A 20,880-nucleotide genomic window follows, 5' to 3' on the forward strand; every position below is an offset into this window, starting at 1 on the left:
CTTCCCGCTGCCGGCACCGGCCCGCGTGCCGCGGGTCAGGCGCCGGCGTGCCGCGCGTCGCGCGCTTCGCGGATGCCGAGCAGGATCTCGTCGAGCAGCGCGATGTCGAACGGCTTCGACAGCACGCGCACGTTGACGGTGCGCGTGCGGTCGAGTTCCTCCGCGTAACCCGTGACCAGGATCACGGGCAGCTTCCCCGGCCGCCTGTCGATCGCTTCGGCGAGGTCGATGCCGTTCAGGCGGCCCGGCATGTGGATATCCGAGATCACCAGGTCGAATGCATCGTTCGCGGCCGCGCCCTCGATCAGGCGCAACGCGTCGTCGCCGGTGGGCGCATAGGTGACGCGGTGACCGAGCAGCGTGATCAGCGCTTCGGTGCCGGCCGCGACTTCGCTGTTGTCTTCGACCAGCAGCACGTGCAGGCCCGTGAGCGCGCCCGTGTCGTGCGCGACGGCCTGCGGCCGTGCGACGATGTCCTCGACGCGCGCGCGCGGCAGGTAGAGGCGCACCGACGTGCCGGCGCCGACCGCGCTGTCGATCGTCGCGAGGCCGCCCGAGCGCTCGCAGAACGCGAACACCTGCGGCAGCCCGAGCCCCGTTCCCATCCCCTGCGGCTTCGTCGTGAACAGCGGCTCGAACGCGCGCGCGAGCACGTCGGGCGCCATGCCCGAGCCCGTATCGTCGAGCGAGATCTGCACGAAGTCGCCGGTCAGCGGAAAGCCGTCCTCGCGGCGCAGCGTCACGTTGCGCGCACCGACCGTGAAGCGGCCGCCGACCGTCATCGCATCGCGCGCGTTGACGGCGAGATTGATCACCGCGAGCTCGAGTTCGGCGACATCGACCCGGATCGGCCATACGCCGGGCTCGATCGCGACGACCAGCAACGATTTCGAACCGAGCGACGTCTTCAGCAGTTCGCGGCACGTGCCGACCCATTGGCCGACGTCGATCGTCTCGTTGTGCAGCGGCTGCTTGCGCGCGACGCCGAGCAGCTGGCGCGTGAGCGACTGACCGTTCTTCAGCGCGCGTTCGATCGCGCCGAGTTCCTTGTCGAGATGCTGGACCCCGCGTCGCCGCGCGATCTGCACGTTGCTCGAGATGATCATCAGCAGGTTGTTGAAGTCGTGCGCGACGCTGCCGACCAGGTTGCCGAGCGCCTGCATCTTGCGCGACTGCCGGTACGCCGATTCGATCGAGCGCCGCATCGACGCTTCGGCCTGCCAGCGGTCCCAGGCCTCCTCTTCCGCCTTCAGCCGCTTCAGCGACAGCCAGATCACCGACCACAGCGCGATCGACGGCACGAACATCGAGATGAACAGCACGCTCAGGTGTTCGTACCATTCACGCCAGATCGCCGAGGTGCGATACGCGCAGGTCACGTACACGGGATAACTGCCGACCTGGCGGTATGCGACGATCTCGCTGCTGGCGCCGTCGTGGCGCACTCGCACGACGCCCGCGCGCGGATCGTTGCTCGCGTTGCCGAACGTGGCCGTGCGGTCGGTGTGCGCGAGCGACGGCGGCGGCGGATACGACGCGATCACCGCGCCGTCGGAGCGCGCGAGCGCCATCGTCATCGGCGTGGCCGCGCCGCCGAGCAGGTCGCGGTAGAACGCATTGAAATACGACGACTTCAGCGCGATCGACACCATGCCCGCGAATGAACCGTCGCTATGGCGTCGCGCGACGCCCGTGTTGAACACGGGGATGTTCTCGAGCTTGAGCGGCCCCATCATCAGCCGCGAGATGTGTTCGATGACCTTGCCGTCGCGGATGCCGGCGAAGTCGTCGCGGTTCGCGATCGACGCGTAGGGCGCCGGATAGTAGAGGCTGTTGGCGAGCAGCATCCCGCTCGCACCGAAGATCGACACCGCGGCCACCTGCGGATAGCCGCCTCCGATCGTGTTCAGCGCTTCGTGGATGTCGGATTCGTGGCGGCGCACGGTGGCGTCGTCCATGTCCTGCACGAGGTCGACGATGCGCGCATCGAGCGTCTCGCTCAGGTCGAACACCTTGAGCGCATGTTCCTCGGCGACGCGCACGGTGCGCATCGTCACGTCGCTCGCCGCGGCTTCGCGTGTCTTCAGGTCGTTGTACGCCATGACAGACACGTAGATGCACGGCAGCACGATCGCCGCGACCAGCAGCACGATCAGCGTCACGCGCCGGACCGCGAAATCGTGCTCGGGTGCGCCGGACGCATAGCTGCCGTCGTCCTGCCAGTCGTCGGCGGGCGTGGAGGCGTGCGGGCGGGAGTCGGCGGGACGTTCGGACGTCATTGAAGAATGCGGGTGAAGCTGAGGTGTTCAATCATAAACGAGTTGCGCGCGCGCGCCGCACCGCTGCACGGATGTGCAACCTGTTGATTCCGACAGGGAAAAATGAAAGTTTGAAAACGCTATGAATCCGGCAGCGCAAACGTACACAAAGAAAAATTTTGCGTGCCTATCTTGAAAATGGTCGCGGCTGTTTTCGGAATGCCGGGCAATCGAATCGATTCTGTTCGAAATGGTGAAAATGACGAGTTGCACCGCCTTCGGTTTACTCAGAGAATCGCGCCTTGCTTTCCCTATGACAGATATATGCGCCCGCCGGCGTTTGCGGCGCGGTGTGTCGCGTGCCTCGTGCCGCGGCGCCCGCGCGCGGCCGCACGGTGGTTGCCCGCGCATGATTGCATGGCGCCTCAAGAAGTGCGCCGCGCGGTCGTTAACGCGAGAGAGACCATTCCGTATACCGCTTCGCCGCCATGCCTTTGCCGATCGTGATCGCCGACGACTCCTTGCTCGCTCGCAAACTTCTGACGAAGGCACTGCCGGGAGACTGGGACGTCGATGTCGCGTATGCGGCGAATGGTCGTGAGGCCCTGGCGCTCTATCGTGACGGCAAAGCTTCCGTGATGTTTCTGGACCTGACGATGCCCGACATGAACGGCTATCAGGTGCTCGAGACACTGCGCCACGAAGATCTGAACACGTTCGTGATCGTGGTATCCGCCGATATTCAGCCGCAGGCGCAAGCACGCGTGCGCGAGCTGGGCGCGATCGCATTCGTGGCCAAGCCCGTGACGTCGGAGGCGTTGCTGCCCATTCTCAAGGAGTATGGGTTGTATGCCTGAATCGGTGTTCACGGCGGAGCAACGCGACGCGTTGCAGGAGATCGCCAACCTCGCGATGGGCCGCGCCGCCGCACGGCTCGCGCTGCTGCTCGGCCACTTCATCGAGCTGTCGGTACCGCGCGTGCGCGTCGTGAAGGCCGCCGATGCGGGCGACGCGCTGCGCGAGATGACGGGCATCCACGAGAACGTGACGGCCGTGCGCCAGGGATTCCGTTCCGACATCAAGGGCGAGGCGATCGTGCTGTGCCGCAGCGCGGGCGTCGCGCGGCTCATGTCGCTGATGGACCGCACGTTCGGCGACGGCGTGTACGCCGGCATGGCCACGCAGGACGAACTCATATTCGATGTCTCGAACGTGCTGATGAGCGCGTGCGTCGCGTCGATTCTCGACGAGCTCGGCCGCAAGCCCGTGTTCTTCCCGCCGGGGCTGCTCGGCGCGAACGTGTCGTTCGACGACGTGTTCCAGCCGAACGCGCTCGCCTGGAGCGTCGCGCTGCTGCTCGAAGTGAACTTCGGCCTCGAGGATCACGCGTTCCGCGCGCATTTCGTGATGCTGATGGCCGAGGACTCGATCCGGCTGATGGGCGATGCGCTCGACGCGTTGCTGTCCGCGCTATGAACGCTATCGCCACCGCCCCTGCCGCGTCGCTGAGCGACCTCGTGATCGAACGGGTGGGCTTCGGCCTGTTCGTACTCGACCGCACGATGACCGTGCTGATGTGGAATCGCTTCATGCAGGACCACACCGGCATCCCGGCTGCCAACGTGATCGGCCGCAACCTGTTCGATTGCTTTCCGGAGCTGCCGCGCGCGTGGCTCGAACGCAAGCTCGAGAGCGTCTTCCAGCTCGGCAGCTTCGCGTTCAGCTCGTGGGAGCAGCGACCTTACCTGTTTCGATTCGAGCACGACCGGCCGATCACGGGCGGCGTCGACTACATGCAGCAGGACTGCACGTTCATGCCGCTCACGCGGGGCCGCGAAGTCGAGGCCGTGTGCGTGACGATCTCGGACGTCACGCACGTGAGCGTGATGCAGCGCGAGCGCGAGGAGGCGGTCGCGAAGCTGCGCGAGCATGCGAATCGCGACGGCCTCACCGGCATCGCGAACCGGCGCTTCTTCGAGGCGCGGCTCGGCGACGAGTTCGCGCGTTGGCAGCGCTACGGCGGCGACCTGTCGGTGCTGCTGTTCGACCTCGACCACTTCAAGACGATCAACGACCGGTTCGGGCATGCGGCCGGCGATGCGGTATTGCGCGAGACGGCGCGCCGCGTCGCGTCGATCGTGCGCGCGCAGGATACGTTCGGCCGCTTCGGCGGCGAGGAGTTCGCGCTGCTGCTGCCGTGCACGAATCTCGACGAGGCGATGCGGGTGGCCGACAAGGTGCGCGACGCGATCGGCGGCACGCCGGTCGACGCGGAAGGCGTCAGCGTGCCGGTGACGGCGAGCGTCGGCGCCGCGTGTGCGACGGCCGGCGCGGCGGCGTGCGACGTGCTCGTCAACGAGGCCGACACCGCGCTTTATCGCGCGAAGCGGCTCGGGCGCGATCGGTCGATCGCGTACGCATGACCGCTGCGTCGTAGCGCCGCCGCTCCGCGCGGGCCACGCACGCCGTTCAGCTTTTCGCGATATCCGCCAGCACGCCGGCCAGCACGGCCGGCTGCGACACGAACGGCGAATGGCTGCTGTCGAGCTGGTGCACGTGCGTCGGGTTATCGGGCACGAACGCATCGGCTTCGTCGATGAAGCGCTGCTGCAGCGCGGGCAGGATCACGCGATCCGCCAGGCACTTGATGTAGTGACGGTCGATCGCGCCCCAGCGCGCGGCGGTCGTCGGGATCGCGGTCGCGAACGGCGCGGCCGGCACGTCGCAGGTCATCAGGTTCGCCACCGCTTCGAAGTCGGCCTGCGGCGCGTCGTCATACAGTGCGCGCTTCGCGAGTTCGCGATACGCGGCATCGCCGCTGCGCGGATCGATCCGCAGCGCGCCCGCGACGCGCGGGCTCGCGAGCATCAGCGGGCCCAGCATTTCGCCCTTGTTCTCGGGCGCGCGCACGTAGTCGAGTCCCGGCACGCCGGACGCGGGCATGAACGCCGCGAGATAGACGATCTTCGCGATCTTCTCCGGCGCACGTTCCGCCGCGGCCGTGATCGCGAGGCCGCCCATGCTGTGCCCGACCAGTACGACCTTGCCGTGGCCGAGCGCATACGCGTCGTCGACGGCCTGCATCACCTGCGTCGCGTAATCGTCGAGCGTGGTATTCGCGACCGGCGACGGCTCGGCGCCGAAGGCATCCTCGTCGAGCGGCCGTTCGAGATAGGACGCCGGAAAGCGGGCATTGATGCCGTGCGCGGGCAGGTCGCGCGCGATCGACAGGTAGCCGCGCGCGGCCAGCGCGGCCGCGACGTGCGCGTAGCACCACGCACCGTGCCACGCGCCGTGCACCAGCACAAAAACGGGATGGTCGGATTTGGCGGTTACGTTCGTCTCCATGGTGTCCGTGTTTTTTCGAGAAAGATGTTCATCTTAGACGAAGCCGCGCGTGTCCAAGCATGAACGCGCGGCCCGGCCGTGCGCCGGCTCGCACCGGCTGTCGCGATGAGGCCCTTTTGTCTCGTACAGGCCACATTTCGTCCTGATCTGATTTGAATTTGCGCCGAAGCGCGCTAATTTGACGCTTTCTTCCCGATTGCGCCCCATGAACGTCGACTATCTCTTCTACCGGCGGCCGGACAAGCCTGGCCCCTATTCCCTCGACGACCTGGGCGAGATCGCGCCGCCGATCGGCCCGAGCGACGTGGTGCGCGCGGGAATCGCGCGCGTGTTCGAGCAGATCGACTGGCAGGAGTCACCCGACGTGCCGGGCGCGTGGTTCGGCACCGGGGGCCCGTCGTTCCAGTTCACGGCGGAGCCCGACGGGCGCGTGACGAGCTTCATGGGCTCGCGGCTCGAACGCCGCTCGATGCTGCAGCTGACCCGCGAAATGGGACTCATCGCGCTCGACCTGCAGCGCGACATCGTCTACGGCTGACGGGCGGCGCGACGCCGTTCCCCGCCGCGGCCGGCCACGCCGGGCCGCTCGCCCTCGGGCGGCCTGCCGCGTGTCCGCCATCGAACTTCAAAGGTTGCTATACTTTCGCCCAATTCCGGCTTCCGGCCGGTAATTTGTGCCTGTCTACGTCGATCGTTCGCATATCTCGCACGCATTTGACGCCCTGACCAACCCAGCCGGGCATGGCTTCTTCAATCGCCCCGCGTGGGTGTCTCCGTGGAGCTCGTCTTGGCCGTTTCCAATCTCGTCGTGGACGAACAAGAAACCGACGCCGCTGCCGTCACATCGGGCAGTTCTTTCTATTTGGCGATGCGCATCCTGCCGGCGGTGCAGCGCGACGCGATGTTCCAGGTCTACGCGTTCTGCCGCGCGGTCGACGACATCGCCGACAGCGACCTGCCGCGCGCCGAGCGCAACGCGGGCCTCGATCGCTGGCGCGCGGACATCGACGCGTGCTTCGCCGGCCAGCCGCCGCGCCATCTGGTCGCGCTCGAGCGCGAGATCCGCGCGTTCAACCTGAAGCGCGAGGACTTCCACGCGATGATCGACGGGATGGCGATGGACGCCGCCGAGGACATCTGCGCGCCGGACGAGCCGACGCTCGACCTGTTCTGCGATCGCGTGGCGAGCGCGGCCGGCCGTCTGTCGGTGAGGATTTTCGGGATCCCGGAAGCGGAAGGCATCACGCTGTCGCACCACCTCGGCCGCGCACTGCAACTGACGAACATCCTGCGCGACATCGACGACGACGCGGCGATCAACCGCTGCTACCTGCCGCGCGAGCTGCTCGCGCGCGAAGGCATCGCGATCACCGATCCGGCGACGATCGTGCGCGACCCGGCGCTGCCGCGCGTATGCGCGACGCTCGTCGAGCGCGCGCTCGCGCACTTCCGCGCGGCGGACGCGGTGATGGACACGTGCACGCGTGCGCAGGTGAAGGCGCCGCGCATCATGTCGGGCGCGTATCGCTGCATTCTCGAGGCCGCGATCGCGCGCGGCTTCGCCGCCCCGCGCGCGCCGCTGCGCAAGCCGAAGGCGCGCATGCTGATGATCGCCGCGCGCTACGCGCTGTTCTGAGCCGATGCCCAGAACCGTCCACGTGATCGGTGCAGGACTCGCGGGCCTGTCGGCCGCCGTCGAGCTGCAACGCCGCGGGCGGCGCATCGTGCTGCACGACGCGCATGCACATGCGGGCGGCCGCTGCCGCTCGTGGTTCGACGGGACGCTGAACACGACGCTCGACAGCGGGCTGCATCAGGTTTTCGCGGGGCAGTCCGCGACGCAGCGCTACCTGCGCGCGACCGGCGCCGCCGATCAGCTCACGGGGCCCGCGCTGCCTGAATGTCCGGTGGTCGACGTCGCGTCGCAGCAGCGCTGGACGCTGCGTTTCGGCAACGGGCGCTGGCCGTCGTGGCTGTTCGACGCCGCGTCGCGCGCGCCGGGCACCACGCCGCTCGACTACCTCGCGCTGGCCTCGCTCGCGTTCGCGCGCACCGGCCGCTCACTCGCACAGACGATGCGATGCGACGGCGTGCTGTGGGATCGTTGGCTGCGGCCATATTTCCTCGGGGTGCTGAACGTCGAGCCGCGCCACGCGAGCGCCGAGCTCGCGCGCGCGGCGCTGAGCGGCACGTTCGCAGCGGGCGGCGCCGGGTGGCGCCCGCTCGTCGCGCGCCACGGGCTCGGCAGCGCATTCGTCGAGCCGGCGCTGCGGATGCTGCAGCACGGCGGCGCGCAGATCCGGCTGAACTCGCGGCTCGATGCGTTCGAATTCGGCGCGCACGGCAACGCGGTCGATGCGGTCGCGATCGGCGGCGAGCGCGTCGATCTCGCGCCGGGCGACGCGGTCGTGCTGGCCGTGCCGCCCGAGGTTGCGCAGCCGCTCGTCCCGGATCTCACCGCGCCCGATACGTTCAGCGCGGTCGTGACCGCGTATTTCGCGGTCGACACGCCCGCCGGCAGCCCGCTGCAGACGACCGTCGTCAACGGCGTCGTCGACGCGGTGCGCACCGGCGGCGGTCCGCTCGCGGCGACGATCCGCGACGCGGGCCGCTGGCTCGACATGCCGCGCGATGCGCTCGCGCGGCGCATCTGGGAAGACGTCGCGCGCGTGACGGGCGCGAACCCGGAAACCATCCCCGCGTGGCAGTTCGTCGTCGAGCCGCGTGCGGGGTTTGCGGCGGTGCCGTCGCAGGAAATGAAACGTCCGGCCGTGCGTACGCGCTGGACCAATCTCGTGCTGGCGGGCGACTGGATTGCCACCGGCTTGCCCGCCACGATCGAGGGCGCGATCCGTTCCGGCCAGCTGGCCGCGGACGTGCTCCAGACACAATAAGAGAGGGACCGATGAACGATCTCACCGATATGGCTACCCTGTCCGCCGGCACCACGCCGGCCGGGCTCGACGCGGCCGTCGCCAGCGCGACCGACGCGCTGCTGGCCGCGCAGAACGCGGACGGACACTGGGTCTACGAACTCGAGGCCGATTCGACGATTCCCGCCGAATACGTGCTGCTCGTCCACTATCTCGGCGAGACGCCGAACCTCGAACTCGAACAGAAGATCGGCCGCTATCTGCGCCGCATCCAGCAGGCCGACGGCGGCTGGCCGCTGTTCACCGACGGCGCGCCGAACATCAGTGCGAGCGTGAAGGCCTATTTCGCGCTGAAAGTGATCGGCGACGACGAGAACGCCGAGCACATGCAGCGTGCGCGCCGCGCGATCCACGCGATGGGCGGCGCCGAGATGTCGAACGTGTTCACGCGGATCCAGCTCGCGCTGTACGGTGCGATTCCGTGGCGCGCGGTGCCGATGATGCCGGTCGAGATCATGCTGCTGCCGCAGTGGTTCCCGTTCCACCTGTCGAAGGTGTCGTACTGGGCGCGGACCGTGATCGTGCCGCTGCTGGTGCTGAACGCGAAGCGTCCGATCGCGAAGAATCCGCGCGGCGTGCGCATCGACGAGCTGTTCATCGACCCGCCCGTCAACGCCGGTCTGCTGCCGCGCCAGGGCCACCAGAGCCCCGGCTGGTTCGCGTTCTTCCGCGTCGTCGATCATGCGCTGCGCGCGGTCGACGGCCTGTTCCCGAACTACACGCGCGAACGCGCGATCCGCCAGGCCGTATCGTTCGTCGACGAGCGCCTGAACGGCGAGGATGGCCTCGGCGCGATCTATCCGGCGATGGCCAACGCGGTGATGATGTACGACGCGCTCGGCTATGCGGAAGATCATCCGAACCGCGCGATCGCGCGCAAGTCGGTCGAGAAGCTGCTCGTCGTGCAGGAGGACGAAGCGTATTGTCAGCCGTGCCTGTCGCCGGTGTGGGACACGTCGCTCGCCGCGCACGCGCTGCTCGAAACCGGTGACGCACGTGCCGAGGAAGCCGTGCTGCGCGGCCTCGACTGGCTGCTCCCGCTGCAGATCCTCGACGTGCGCGGCGACTGGATCTCGCGCCGCCCGAATGTGCGTCCTGGCGGCTGGGCGTTCCAGTACGCGAACGCGCACTATCCAGACGTCGACGATACGGCCGTGGTCGTGATGGCGATGGATCGCGCGCAGAAGCTCAAGCAGACGGACCAGTATCGCGAATCGATGGCGCGCGCGCGCGAATGGGTCGTCGGCATGCAGAGCAGCGACGGCGGCTGGGGCGCGTTCGAACCGGAAAACACGCAGTACTACCTGAACAACATCCCGTTCTCGGATCACGGCGCGCTGCTCGATCCGCCGACCTCGGACGTATCGGGCCGCTGCCTGTCGATGCTGTCGCAGCTTGGCGAGAGTGCGTTGAACAGCGAGCCGGCCCGTCGCGCGCTCGACTACATGCTGAAGGAACAGGAGCCGGACGGCAGCTGGTACGGCCGCTGGGGGATGAACTACGTGTACGGCACGTGGACGGCCCTGTGCTCGCTGAACGCGGCCGGCCTGACGCCGGACGATCCGCGCATGAAGCGCGGCGCGCAGTGGCTGTTGTCGATCCAGAACAAGGACGGCGGCTGGGGCGAGGACGGCGACAGCTACAAGCTGAATTACCGCGGCTTCGAGCAGGCGCCGAGCACGGCGTCGCAGACGGCCTGGGCGCTGCTCGGCCTGATGGCGGCCGGCGAGGTGAACAACCCGGCCGTTGCACGCGGCGTCGACTACCTGATCGCCCAGCAGAACGAAGAAGGCCTGTGGGACGAGACGCGCTTCACGGCGACCGGCTTCCCGCGCGTGTTCTACCTGCGCTATCACGGCTATCGCAAGTTCTTCCCGCTGTGGGCGCTCGCGCGCTATCGCAACCTGAAGCGCGCCAACGCGACGCGCGTGACGGTCGGGATGTAACGCGTGGCGCCGACGCAGCACACCGGCACGTTGCCCGTCATCGCCGTCACGGGGATGGCGTTCGAGGCACGCATCGCGCGCGGCCAGGGCGTCGAGGCCGTGTTCGCGGCGCGGGCCGACCGCCTCGAGCGCGCGCTGGCCGAGGCGACCGCGCGCGGGTGCGCGGGTATCGTGAGTTTCGGCACGGCGGGCGGGCTCGCGCCCGATCTCGCGCCCGGCGCGCTCGTGATCGCGGACGCGATCGACGGGCCGTTCGGCCGCGTGCAGACCGATCCGGCCTGGAGCGCGCGGCTCGTCGCCGCGCTGCACGACACGCCGGTGTGGGCGCGCGTCACGCGCGGCACGATGGCGGCGGTCGGTGCGCCGGTGGTCAGCGAGCAGGAAAAGACGTCGCTGCATCGCGCGAAGGGCGCGCTCGCCGTCGACATGGAATCGCATATCGCCGCGGCCTTCGCGGCGTCGCGCGGTGTGCCGTTCGCGGTGTGCCGCGCGATCGTCGACCCGGCGTGGCGCACGCTGCCGCGCGCGGCGACGGCCGGCCTGCGCGATGACGGCAGTACCGCCATCCTGCCGATCCTCCGCGAACTGCTGAAGCAGCCGTCGCAGCTCGGCCCGCTGCTGCAGGTCGCGGGTGACGCGCGCGCGGCGCGCACCACGCTGATCCAGGCGCGGCACGCATTCGAGCGTGCGGGCGCGATGCGGATCGTCTGAGCGGCGCTCGCCGCTTTCCGCTTCTCCTCTCCCCTTCTTTTTGCGTTTCGCGTACGTGCAAAAAAAGAGCGCTGCATGATGCAGCGCTCTTGGCGTTTCCAGCGGGCCCGGTGTCGCGTTACTGCGCGGCCGGACTGCTCGCGGGTACGGTCGGCATCGCCGGCGCGATCGACGCGCCGTTGGCGGCCGGCGCGGTCGTCGTCCCGGCCGAAGCGGCAGCCGGTGCAGCCGCCGACGCAGCCGCCGGTGCCGCGGCAGGCGCGCTCGCGGGCATCGCGCCGTTGGCACCCGGATCGTCATACTGCGGCAACCCCGGCGCGGCCGGCGCGTTGTTCGGTGCCGTGCCCGATGCGCCGCCCGACTCGCCCGGATCCTCGTAGTTCGGCAAGCCCGGCACGGCCGGCGTGGCCGCCGGCACCGCACCCGATTCACCCGGTTCGGTGTAGTTCGGCGGCGCGGCCGATGCCGACTGGCCGTGATACGTCAGCGACTTGCGCTGCTGCAGATAGGCATCGCGAACGAACGAGTACGGATCGAGTGCCGCCTGCTTCAGCAGATCGGTCGCGCCGAGCAGGTCCGAACGCGCGCTGATGAACTGCGCGATGTACATCGGATTGCGCACGGCCGGCTCGATGTAGTTGAGCAGGTTGAAGCGGACGTCCACCGCGCGGCCGACGCCGTCGCGGATCGTGCTCGGGCCGAACACGGGCAGCACGAGGTACGGGCCGGACGGCATGCCCCAGCGCGCCATCGTCAGCCCGAAATCCTGGTGATGCTTCGGCAGGCCGGCCGGCGTCGCGATGTCGATCAGGCCGCCGACGCCGAACAGCGAGTTCATCGCCACGCGCATCAGATCCTGCGTTGCATCGGTGATGCGCAGCTGCAACAGGTTGTTCGCCATGTTGCCGAGATCGCCGAGGTTCGAGAAGAAGTTGCTGATCGCGGTACGCACGGGCGTCGGCGTGACCTTCTGGTAACCCTTCGCGATCGGCACGGCGATGTTCGTGTCGACCGTGTCGTTGAACTTGTACATCGCCCGGTTCATCGGCTCGAGCGGGTCGTTGGGGTTGCGGTTCGGGCCCGTCGCGCAGCCGCTCAGCACTGCGCTGGCAGCGACGGTCGCCGCAATGATTCGCACCTTATTCATTGTTTCCTTGCAATTGGTTCTTGGCGCGTTTGACGCGCGGTTTGCCCATCAGGACGGGCTGAAACACCACGGCGCCGATCAGGGTGCAGGTCAACGCCAGCGCGAGCAGCTTGCCCATGCTCGACGTGCCCGGATGATGCGACAGCCACAGGCTGCCGAAGGCGGTTGCGGTCGTCGCGGCGCTGAACAGCACCGCGTGCGTGAGGCTCGATTGCAGCAGGCCCGTCTGGCCCGCACGCCACGCCATCACGAAGTACACCTTGAACGCGACGCCGACGCCGAGCATCAGCGGCAACGCGATGATGTTCGCGAAGTTCAGCGACATGCCGAGCACGACGCACATCTCGAGCGTCACGAGGCCCGACACGAGCAGCGGCACCAGCGTGCGCAGCACGTCGCCGAAGCGGCGCAGCGTGATCCACAGCAGGATCGTGATCGAGAGGATCGACCACAGCGCCGCGTGCAGGAATGCGTTGATGATCGTGTCGGCCGAATGCAGGATCGAGATCGGGCCGCCGATCGCGCCCGGCTCCGCGGCCTTCACCGCCTGAGCGAAGCGGCGCAGCATCGTGTCGTCGTTCGGGTCGACGCCCTTCGGCACCTTCGGCGAAATCTGCACGAGCGCGTGGCCGTCCGGCGCGATCCAGTCGCGCACGAGCTGCGGCGGCAGCGATTCGCGCGTGATGTCCTGCGGCTGCAGCAGCATCGCGAGCTGGTTGAGCGCGATGCGCAGCGTGTCGGAGAACGCGCGTTCGGCGCGGTCGCGCGCCGCGCTGTCGGCGGCGGCCAGCTTCGCGAGCGACGCCGACAGATGCTGCGCGGCGGCCGCGCCCGGGCCCGGATGATCTTCCGCGGCGTAGCTCAGCAGGTCCGACACGCGCTTGAGCGCGGCGACACGCTGCGCATCGGTCGCGGCCGACGCGGCCGGCTGCGTCAGCGCGGGCAGCAGGTCGCTCGCGGCCGCGGCGATCGCCGCGCGCTTGGCCGGCTGGTCGGCCGGGACGAAGGTCGTGAGCGTCGTCGTGCGGCCGACTTCCGGCAGCGCGTCGAGGCGTTTCGCGGCCGCGTCGGCGTCGGCGAGCGACGGCGCGAGCAGCGTGACGTCGTTGACGGCCGCTTCCGGCGAATCCTTCAGCGCGAGCAGCGTCGCCATCGATTCGCTGTTCGGATCCTTCAGGTGCAGCGGGTTGAAGTCGAAGTGCAGGAACGCCAGCAGCGGCAGCGCGCCGATCACGATCGCGAGCGTGCCGATCAGGATCGGCTTGCGGTGGCGATCGAGGAAGTCGTCGACCGGCGCGAGCCACGGGAAGCCCGGCGTCTTCGATTCGCCCGGCGGCGCGAACAGGCGCAGCAATGCGGGCAGCAGCGTGAGCGTGGTCAGCAGCGCGACGAACATCCCGACGCCCGCGATCAGGCCGAGCTCGGACACGCCGCGATAGGCGGTGGGGATGAACGAGAAGAAGCTCGCCGCGACTGCCGTGGTGGCGAGCGCGAGCGGCATGCCCATCGAGTGCGCGGCGCCGATCAGCGCGTGATCGATGCGCTGATCGCGGAAGCGTTCCTCGCGGTACTTCACGCCGTACTGGATCGAGAAGTCGACGCCGAGGCCGACGAACAGCACCATGAACGCGACCGAGATCATGTTCAGCGAGCCGACCATCGCGAGGCCGAGCGCGGCGGTCACGACGAGGCCGACGAACAGCGTGACGAGCACCGAGCCGATCATCCGCTTCGAGCGCAGCGCGAGCCACAGGATGACGAGCACCGCGAGCAGCGTGAGCACGCCGTTGAGCGCGGCGCCGTCTTCCACCGACGCGAATTCGTCGTCGGCGAGCGGTTGTTCGCCGGTCAGGCGCACGACCGCGCCGTAGCGCTGCTCGAGGCCCAGCGCTTTCGCCGTGTCGCGGATCACCTGGGTCGTTTCGGCACCGGCCTTCAGCGCGCCGTAGTTGACGACCGGCTGCACCGTGACGAACGCGCGTGCCGGTTGGCGCGCGGCATCGCTGTCGACCAGCCCGCGCCACGAGAACGCGGCCGGCTTGCCGGCCAGCACGTCGTCGACCGTCGCGGCGCTGCGCGCAAGCAGCTTGGCCATCGCGGGCAGCTTCACCTGGCCGGTCAGGAGCGGCTGGCCGAGCGTGGTGGACAGTGTGGTCGCGAGCCCGGTCAGGCTCGGGTTCTTCGCGAGTTCGTTCACGAGCGGCCGCGCGCTCGCGAGCTGCGACGTCGTATCCGACACTTCCTGCGGCGACAGGAACAGCAGCCCGTTGTGCTCGAAGAACGGGCCGCCGCCGGGTTCGGCGACCTGGCCGATGCGGCCGGCGTCGGTCTGCTTCCGCAGGGCTTCGGTGAGCGTGTGCGCGGCGGCCGTCGCGAATTCGGGGGCCGGCGCCTCGACCACCGCGAGGATGGTGCCGTTGCGTTGCGGGAAGGCCTTGTCGACGGCTTGGCCGAGCGCGGCCCATTGCGGCTCCGCGTCGACGAGCTTGCTGATGTCCGTGTTGATCTTGAAGTGCTGCGCGACATAGATGCCGCTGAAGACGGCAATGACGAACGACAGCACGACGACCCAGACGGGGCGGCGTACCGACCATGCGACGAGTCGGACGATGAGAGATGTCACCATGTGGCGGTGGGGAGGGGCTGGCAAGGACAAGGCAACGAGTATACCGGCGCAACGTGGCGTCGGTCGTGACGTTGGAGCGTAAAGGGGCGGGAAGGATATTTGCGCCGCGGCGCACGAATCGGCACGGAGGGCCCGGCAATTTGTATGGGGATATTTACATAATCGGCCGGAAGCGCGCCGCGGCGGGCTCTGTGACAAAAGGGGCTCAAAGGTAACAGTCGGTCACCGCCCGGCAGGCCGGCCTCCGGGCCGCTATACTTCGACCCACCGGCCGATGCGATCGATGCAATCCGCCGGGCCGTTTTTTCTCATCGAGTGCGATATCCGTATGAAACGTCATCTGTTTGCTTTCGTCGCGGCGGCCGCCGTGTCGGTTTCCGCTATCGCGCAGAGCGCGCCGGTCGACATCGTCCGTACTGCGGTCGAAGGCACTGTCAGTGCGATGAAGGCCGATCCGGGTGCGCGCGGCGGCGACATGACGAAAGTCACGCAAGTCGTCGAGCAGCGCTTCCTGCCCGCGACGAACTTCGAGCGCACGACCCGCATCGCGGTCGGCGATGCCTGGAAGCAGGCGACGCCGCAACAGCAGCAGGAGCTGTACAAGCAGTTCAAGCTGCTGATGACGCGTACCTATGCCGCGTCGCTCGCGCAGCTCGGCGGCCAGGACGCGAAGTTCTCGTTCAAGGCCGGTGGTGCGTCGGGTGCCGATGCGCTGGTGCAGTCGACGGTCACGACGCCGGGCGACAGCCAGTCGGTCGGCTACCGGCTCGGCAAGGTCGGCAATGACTGGAAGATCTACGACATCGACATGTCGGGCGCGTGGCTGATCCAGGTCTATCAGGGCCAGTTCAAGAGCCAGCTCTCGTCGGGCGGCATCGACGGCCTGATCGCGTATCTGCAGAAGCACAATTCGCGGACGAACTGACGGTCGCGGCGCGAGCCGCGACTGCAATGCCGCGCTGAAACCATGACGCCCCGGTCGCGAAGGCGGCCGGGGCGTTGCACATTGAACAAATGCACCGTCAGTGTTTCGCCTGGCGCCGAACTAGCCGGCTCACGCCCCAAACAGCCAAGCCGGCCACGACGAGACAGACGGCCAGTACGAGCAAGAGCCCGATCCCCTCGACGTCGTCGGCATGCGCAATGGTGTCGACCCCGAAAAATGCCATCGCCGATTCGATTGCCGCGGGAATGGGCGTCTCGATCGGGAGGCGGGCGAACCAGAGCGCGAGCAGCGTGCCGAGAATGAGGGTCGCCAGGATGTTGAGGGCATAGCGCGTGACCGTCATTACTGCACCTCGACGATTCCATATGCCTTGACGTTGCTCCCGGGGATCGGCAACGTTGCGCCCCGTGCCCGAAGGTACGTCGATAACCGTTCGAAGTCTTGCGCATCCTTCACGGCGATGCAGCCTTCGCTGCGTCCGAGCGGGCCGTTCGGATGCAGGCGGAATGCGCCGCGGCGCACCCTGTTCACGGTTGTCCAATCGTCGATTGTCCCGTCCGCACGGTACAGCGCGAACCATCTATCCCGGTTGGTTCCATACAGGTTCGCACGCACGAAGTCATGGAGCCATCCCAGACGGCCTCCCGACTGTCGATCGACGACGTAATACAAGCCCCGCGGCAAAGGACCCGACTTCGGCTTCGCGATCGCTTCCGGTTTGTTGCGATCGCTCGGCATGCCCTGAACGCCGGTACGGGACCGGCGCCAACGCATGAAAGGGTGGACATCGGCTGCCCGGTCAGGACGAAGGTGCATGACGCTGGCATGGGTGATCCCGCGGTTGATTTGGACGGACCGTATCAGATGAACCTGGGACACTCAACTCGGTAGTCCTGCCGTGGACCACGATCGGGTTGCCCTGCTCCGTGAAATCGTCTTGAACCACTACGTCTACCGCCGCATGCACGCGACTACGCGCGGCAGCCGAGAAATGTTACGGACTGTCCACGAAATCACTGTCGCTGTAGGTTGAGGCAAGGCAAGTCAAGCCGTGCTTCTCGACTGCATCGCGTAAGACGCGACGGCCCGACACCGGATGCGGTTCGTCACGTCGAACATTCATGTCAAAGGACCTGAATGTAAAAAATCGACCGGCAATCCGCTCACCTCCGCCGATGCTCGACCGCGAACTTGATCAGCTCCGCCTGCCCTTCGATCTCGAGCTTGCGCTTCAGATTGAGCCGATGCGTTTCCACCGTGCGTACCGACAGCCCCGTCTGCTGCGCGATCTGCTTGCTCGACAGCCCCTCGGCCAGCGCATCGAGGATGTCGCGTTCGCGCGGCGTCAACCGGTCGAGCGGCGACGCGGTCGCGCTCGCCTGGATCATCCGCGCGGCGAGCCCTTCGCTGAAGAACGTCTGCCCGGTGAGCACGGCGCCGATCGCACGCACGATCTCGCTCGCGGGCGAATCCTTCAGCAGGTAGCCGCTCGCGCCGGCGCGCACGGCCTGAGTCACGTATTCGATGTTGTCGTGCATCGACAGCATCAGCACGCGAATCCCCGGAAAGCGCTCGTGGAACACGCCGGCGAGCGTGATGCCGTTCATCCCGTTCATGCCGACGTCCATCAGCGCGAGATCGGGCTCGAGCGACGCGGCGAGCGCGAGCGCCTCGTCCGCGTTGCCGGCTTCGCCGACCACGGACAGGTCGGCCGCCTCGAGCCGCATCCGCAGGCCGTCGCGCACCAGCGGGTGATCGTCGACGAGCAGCAGTCGGGCGGCGGGCCGGGCGGTGTCGGGGGCGCTCATGGGCAAAGGTCTCCGGTTATGGGGCGCGTGTTCAGGCGGCGCGCAGCGGCACGCGCGCGGCCACGATGGTATGGCCGACCTGCGACGTGATCGTCAGCGTGCCGCCGAGCGCGTCGAGGCGCTCGCGCATGTTGCGCAGCCCGATGCCGCGGCGCGCATCGGTCTGCGTGCGCTCGGCATCGAAGCCACAGCCGTTGTCGGCGATGGTCAGCGTGACGGAATGCGCGCCAACGTCGAGCGTGACGGCCGCGCGCGACGCCTGCGCATGATGCACGATGTTGCTGAGCGCTTCCTGCGCGATCCGGAACAGTGCCGTATTGACCGGCGGGGGCAGCGGCCGCGCGCCGCTGTGCGCAACCTGCGTATAGCCGATGTCGATGCCGCTTTCCGCGCCGAACTCGCGCACGAGCTGCTCGAGCGCGGCCGCGAGGCCAAGATCGTCGAGCATCGCCGGGCGCAGCGCGTGCGAGATGCGCCGCACTTCGCGCAGTGTATCGCCGAGCCGTCCGACACCCGACGCGAGTGCCTGCTCGGCTTCGGGCATGCGTGTCGTGCCGCGCTCGAAGCGCGCGAGCGCGGATTCGAGCATCAGCTTCGCGGACACCATCATCTGGCTGATCCCGTCATGCAGCTCGCGCGACAGCCGCTCGCGTTCCTGCTCCTGCGATTCGACGACGCGCTGCGCAAGCTGCTTGAGCTTCGCGTCGGCGCTGCGCGACTCGCTGACGTTCAGCACCAGCGCACAGACGGCGATCGCCGCCGCGCCGGTCAGCGCGATCGCGGTGAGCCAGCTCATCGTGCGCTCGATGTTCGCGGACGCGCGCGCGTCGATGCGTTGCAGCGCGGTATCGACGTCGTCGAGGTAGATGCCGGTGCCGACCATCCAGCCCCAGCGTTCGAGCGCGACGACGTAGCCGAGCTTCGGTGCGGGCTTGCCCGTCGACGGCCGCTGCCACGTGTAGCGCACGTAGCCGCCGCCGTGCGACGCGGCGCCGATCAGCTGCTGGATCGTCAGCGCGCCCTGCGGGTCGCGCATCGACCAGTAGTTGTGGCCGACGCGCTCGGGCTCGCGCGGATGCATCAGCGCATTGCCGTGCAGGTCGTACACGAAGAAATAGCCGTCGGGGCCGAAATCCATCTTCTGCAGCATCGCGAGCGCCTGCGTGCGCAGCAGTCCGTCGTCGCGCGCATTGCGGCCGCTCGCGTCGTACAGCGGCATGATCGCGCTCGTCGCGAGTTCGACGTAATGCTTCAGCTCGACTTCCTTGCTCGACAGGTAGGCGGCCTGGATCGTCGCGTGCTGCGTGCGCGCGAGCGACGTCGCCTGCTGGCGCACGCCGAAGCCGATGCCGGCGATCGCGAGCAGGAACGGCACGATGGCCAGAAGGAAGATCTTTGCCTTGAGTCTCATGGTGGTGCGAAGCGGGCGCGGGCCGGCAGGCGCGTGCGTCGCGCGGCGAGCCGACATTGTCGGCGATTTTTCCCGCGGGCGACGGTGTGGCGGCCGGACGGCCGGTCGACGCTCCGGTCAGGCGCGCCGCGGCATCCGATCGACGGACGGGGCCGCCTGTACGACGACCCGGTTGCGCCCGCGTTCCTTCGCGCGGTACAGCGCGTCGTCGGCGCGCTTCAGTGCGGCCTGGATGCTGTCGTCGCGTTCCGGGTAGCAGGTCGTCACGCCGATGCTCGCGGTCAGGCGGCCGGACGATTCCGTGTCGTGCCGGATGCCGAGATCGAGGATGCCGGTGCGGATCGCTTCGGCGATCGTCACGGCGCCGGGCGTGTCGACATCCGGCAGCACGACGACGAACTCCTCGCCGCCGTAGCGGGCCGCATAGTCGGCCGGACGCCGCAGGCAGCCGGCGATGCAGCGGCCGACCGCGGCGAGCGCATCGTCGCCGGCCTGGTGGCCTTGCGTGTCGTTGTAGCGCTTGAAGTGATCGACGTCGACGAACAGCAGAGACAGCGCGTGCTGCGAGCGCGCCGCGCGGCGCCATTCTCGCGCGAGCGTGACGTCGAGCATCCGGCGGTTGTCGAGGCCGGTGAGGCCGTCGGTGCGCGCGAGCGCCTGCAGTTCGGTTTCCGCGCGGTGACGCTTGCGCAGCTGCACGTCGAGCAGCAGCGACAGGGCGACGAAGCCGAGCGCGAGCATGGCCATCGCCGAGCCGATCGGGATCGCGCGGTCGTACCACGCGGCGTAGGTGTCGGCTTGCGAGCGCGCGACCATGATGATCAGCGGCAGATTCTCGAGGTGCCGGAACACGTACAGGCGCCGCACGCCGTCGATCGACGCGGTATCGGCGAAGCTGCCCTCGCTGGCGGTCATGAAGTGCCGGAACGTGCTGGCGCCGCTGATGTCGCGGCCGACGATCTTCGGATCGTACGGCTGGCGCGCGACCATCCGGCCGTCGGTCTTGATCAGCGCGACCGAGCCGCGATCGCCGAGCGCCAGACGCGAGAACAGGTTCTGGAAATATTCGAGCCGGATCGACATCACGGCGACCCCGCCGAACGATCCGTCGGGCCGCGTGATCCGTCGGCTGAGCGCGATGCTCGGCGAGCCGTCGCGCAGCCGCGAATGGTACGGATCGCTGACGTACAGGCCGACGTCCGGATGATCGCGGTGCACGGTGAAGTACGATTCGTTGCCGAAGTTGGCCTTGCGCGGCACGTCGGTCTTGCCGTCGACCGCGATGTCGCCGTTTGCGTCGAGCACGTAGATGCCGCCGAGGTACTTGGCCGTCGTCGCGCGATCGAACAGCACCTGGCGGCGCAGCGGCATCGGCAGGGCGACGACGGCCGGATCGTTCGCACCATCGACGACCGCCTGAAGCGACAGCGCATAGATCTCGATGTTGCGCTCGATGTCCCACGACGCCATCAGCGCGATGTTCTGCTGCGTGGTACGCGCGCGATCGCGTGCGTCGATGCGGCCTTCGTACAGCAAGATGCCGCACAGCAGCAACAGGAGCAGCGCGATCAGCAGCCCTGAATAGAAGATCAGGTGTGGCAGCAGGAACCGGCGCAATTGAGCGGCGACGCGGCTCGTCAGGCCGGATTCGCTGGGCATTGCGTAGTCGGTTTCTGCCATGGTCCGTGGATCGATGGGCATCGCCGCCGGGCGGCGGGCCGATGCGATTGTTCGTATGATTTGCCG

Annotated in this window: 17 protein-coding genes and 1 pseudogene; 9 read left to right on the forward strand and 9 right to left on the reverse strand. The window is 68.1% G+C overall.

Features of this window, described 5'->3' with window-relative positions:
* Positions 1 to 35 precede the first annotated feature (35 nt).
* On the reverse strand, positions 36 to 2,279 hold the full coding sequence (locus DIE23_RS29805; RefSeq protein WP_124615387.1) for a hybrid sensor histidine kinase/response regulator: 2,244 nt from the start codon (positions 2,277 to 2,279) through the stop codon (positions 36 to 38).
* A 467-nt stretch (positions 2,280 to 2,746) separates the two neighbouring features.
* Between DIE23_RS29805 and DIE23_RS29815 the strand changes: the two genes are divergently transcribed.
* Genes DIE23_RS29815 through DIE23_RS29825 form a run of 3 tightly spaced genes read left to right on the forward strand, consistent with a single transcriptional unit; the run spans position 2,747 to position 4,681 of the window.
* Positions 2,747 to 3,115 carry a response regulator gene (locus DIE23_RS29815; RefSeq protein WP_040138947.1) on the forward strand — a complete coding sequence of 123 codons (369 nt, stop codon included), beginning with the start codon at positions 2,747 to 2,749 and terminating at the stop codon, positions 3,113 to 3,115.
* Entirely contained in the window at positions 3,108 to 3,734 is a 627-nt protein-coding gene (locus DIE23_RS29820) for a chemotaxis protein CheC (protein WP_124615389.1), read from the forward strand. The genes DIE23_RS29815 and DIE23_RS29820 overlap by 8 nt, the downstream gene beginning before the upstream one ends.
* The gene (locus DIE23_RS29825) at positions 3,731 to 4,681 is read left to right on the forward strand and encodes a GGDEF domain-containing protein (protein ID WP_124615390.1); all 951 of its coding nucleotides are present in this window, start codon (positions 3,731 to 3,733) and stop codon (positions 4,679 to 4,681) included. Before DIE23_RS29820 ends, DIE23_RS29825 begins: the two co-directional genes overlap by 4 nt.
* A gap of 46 nt (positions 4,682 to 4,727) precedes the next feature.
* Here the strand turns inward: DIE23_RS29825 and DIE23_RS29830 are convergent, their stop codons facing one another.
* On the reverse strand, positions 4,728 to 5,606 hold the full coding sequence (locus DIE23_RS29830; RefSeq protein ID WP_124615391.1) for an alpha/beta fold hydrolase: 879 nt from the start codon (positions 5,604 to 5,606) through the stop codon (positions 4,728 to 4,730).
* A gap of 205 nt (positions 5,607 to 5,811) precedes the next feature.
* On the opposite strand from DIE23_RS29830, the gene DIE23_RS29835 reads away from it, so the two are divergent.
* The 5 genes from DIE23_RS29835 to DIE23_RS29855 all read left to right on the forward strand — a co-directional run bounded on the left by DIE23_RS29835 (position 5,812) and on the right by DIE23_RS29855 (position 11,196).
* Positions 5,812 to 6,144: a hypothetical protein gene (locus DIE23_RS29835; RefSeq protein WP_059538785.1), complete on the forward strand. Its 333-nt coding sequence runs from the start codon at positions 5,812 to 5,814 to the stop codon at positions 6,142 to 6,144.
* Positions 6,145 to 6,393: 249 nt separating this feature from the next.
* A complete protein-coding gene (gene hpnD / locus DIE23_RS29840; RefSeq protein WP_124615392.1) occupies positions 6,394 to 7,242 on the forward strand; it encodes a presqualene diphosphate synthase HpnD in 849 nt (282 codons plus the stop codon).
* Positions 7,243 to 7,246: 4 nt separating this feature from the next.
* A complete protein-coding gene (hpnE, locus tag DIE23_RS29845) occupies positions 7,247 to 8,500 on the forward strand; it encodes a hydroxysqualene dehydroxylase HpnE (RefSeq protein ID WP_124615393.1) in 1,254 nt (417 codons plus the stop codon).
* Between the two features lie 11 nt (positions 8,501 to 8,511).
* The gene (gene shc, locus DIE23_RS29850) at positions 8,512 to 10,485 is read left to right on the forward strand and encodes a squalene--hopene cyclase (RefSeq protein ID WP_124615394.1); all 1,974 of its coding nucleotides are present in this window, start codon (positions 8,512 to 8,514) and stop codon (positions 10,483 to 10,485) included.
* 3 nt (positions 10,486 to 10,488) lie between these two features.
* A complete protein-coding gene (locus tag DIE23_RS29855; protein WP_124615395.1) occupies positions 10,489 to 11,196 on the forward strand; it encodes a phosphorylase in 708 nt (235 codons plus the stop codon).
* A 118-nt stretch (positions 11,197 to 11,314) separates the two neighbouring features.
* Here the strand turns inward: DIE23_RS29855 and DIE23_RS29860 are convergent, their stop codons facing one another.
* Together DIE23_RS29860 and DIE23_RS29865 are read right to left on the reverse strand one after the other, a co-directional pair.
* A complete protein-coding gene (locus DIE23_RS29860) occupies positions 11,315 to 12,343 on the reverse strand; it encodes a VacJ family lipoprotein (protein ID WP_124615396.1) in 1,029 nt (342 codons plus the stop codon).
* Positions 12,336 to 14,969, reverse strand: coding sequence for an MMPL family transporter (locus tag DIE23_RS29865; RefSeq protein ID WP_124615397.1), 2,634 nt, complete (start codon positions 14,967 to 14,969; stop codon positions 12,336 to 12,338). Before DIE23_RS29865 ends, DIE23_RS29860 begins: the two co-directional genes overlap by 8 nt.
* 328 nt (positions 14,970 to 15,297) lie before the next feature.
* Between DIE23_RS29865 and DIE23_RS29870 the strand changes: the two genes are divergently transcribed.
* Positions 15,298 to 15,894 (forward strand): phospholipid-binding protein MlaC, encoded by a 597-nt coding sequence (locus DIE23_RS29870; protein WP_124615398.1) that lies wholly within the window; start codon positions 15,298 to 15,300, stop codon positions 15,892 to 15,894.
* Between the two features lie 97 nt (positions 15,895 to 15,991).
* Here the strand turns inward: DIE23_RS29870 and DIE23_RS29875 are convergent, their stop codons facing one another.
* From DIE23_RS29875 to DIE23_RS29895, 5 genes and pseudogenes are all read right to left on the reverse strand, one after another.
* Positions 15,992 to 16,258: a hypothetical protein gene (locus tag DIE23_RS29875; RefSeq protein WP_124615399.1), complete on the reverse strand. Its 267-nt coding sequence runs from the start codon at positions 16,256 to 16,258 to the stop codon at positions 15,992 to 15,994.
* A pseudogene (locus DIE23_RS29880) lies at positions 16,258 to 16,742 on the reverse strand (DUF2778 domain-containing protein). Before DIE23_RS29880 ends, DIE23_RS29875 begins: the two are co-directional and overlap by 1 nt.
* Before the next feature lie 336 nt (positions 16,743 to 17,078).
* Positions 17,079 to 17,723: a response regulator transcription factor gene (locus tag DIE23_RS29885; RefSeq protein WP_124615400.1), complete on the reverse strand. Its 645-nt coding sequence runs from the start codon at positions 17,721 to 17,723 to the stop codon at positions 17,079 to 17,081.
* A gap of 31 nt (positions 17,724 to 17,754) precedes the next feature.
* The gene (locus tag DIE23_RS29890; RefSeq protein ID WP_124615401.1) at positions 17,755 to 19,134 is read right to left on the reverse strand and encodes a cache domain-containing protein; all 1,380 of its coding nucleotides are present in this window, start codon (positions 19,132 to 19,134) and stop codon (positions 17,755 to 17,757) included.
* Positions 19,135 to 19,251: 117 nt separating this feature from the next.
* On the reverse strand, positions 19,252 to 20,814 hold the full coding sequence (locus DIE23_RS29895; RefSeq protein ID WP_124615402.1) for a GGDEF domain-containing protein: 1,563 nt from the start codon (positions 20,812 to 20,814) through the stop codon (positions 19,252 to 19,254).
* Positions 20,815 to 20,880: the final 66 nt, after the last annotated feature.

Source organism: Burkholderia sp. Bp9143, from assembly GCF_003853645.1.
Taxonomy (GTDB): Bacteria; Pseudomonadota; Gammaproteobacteria; order Burkholderiales; family Burkholderiaceae; genus Burkholderia.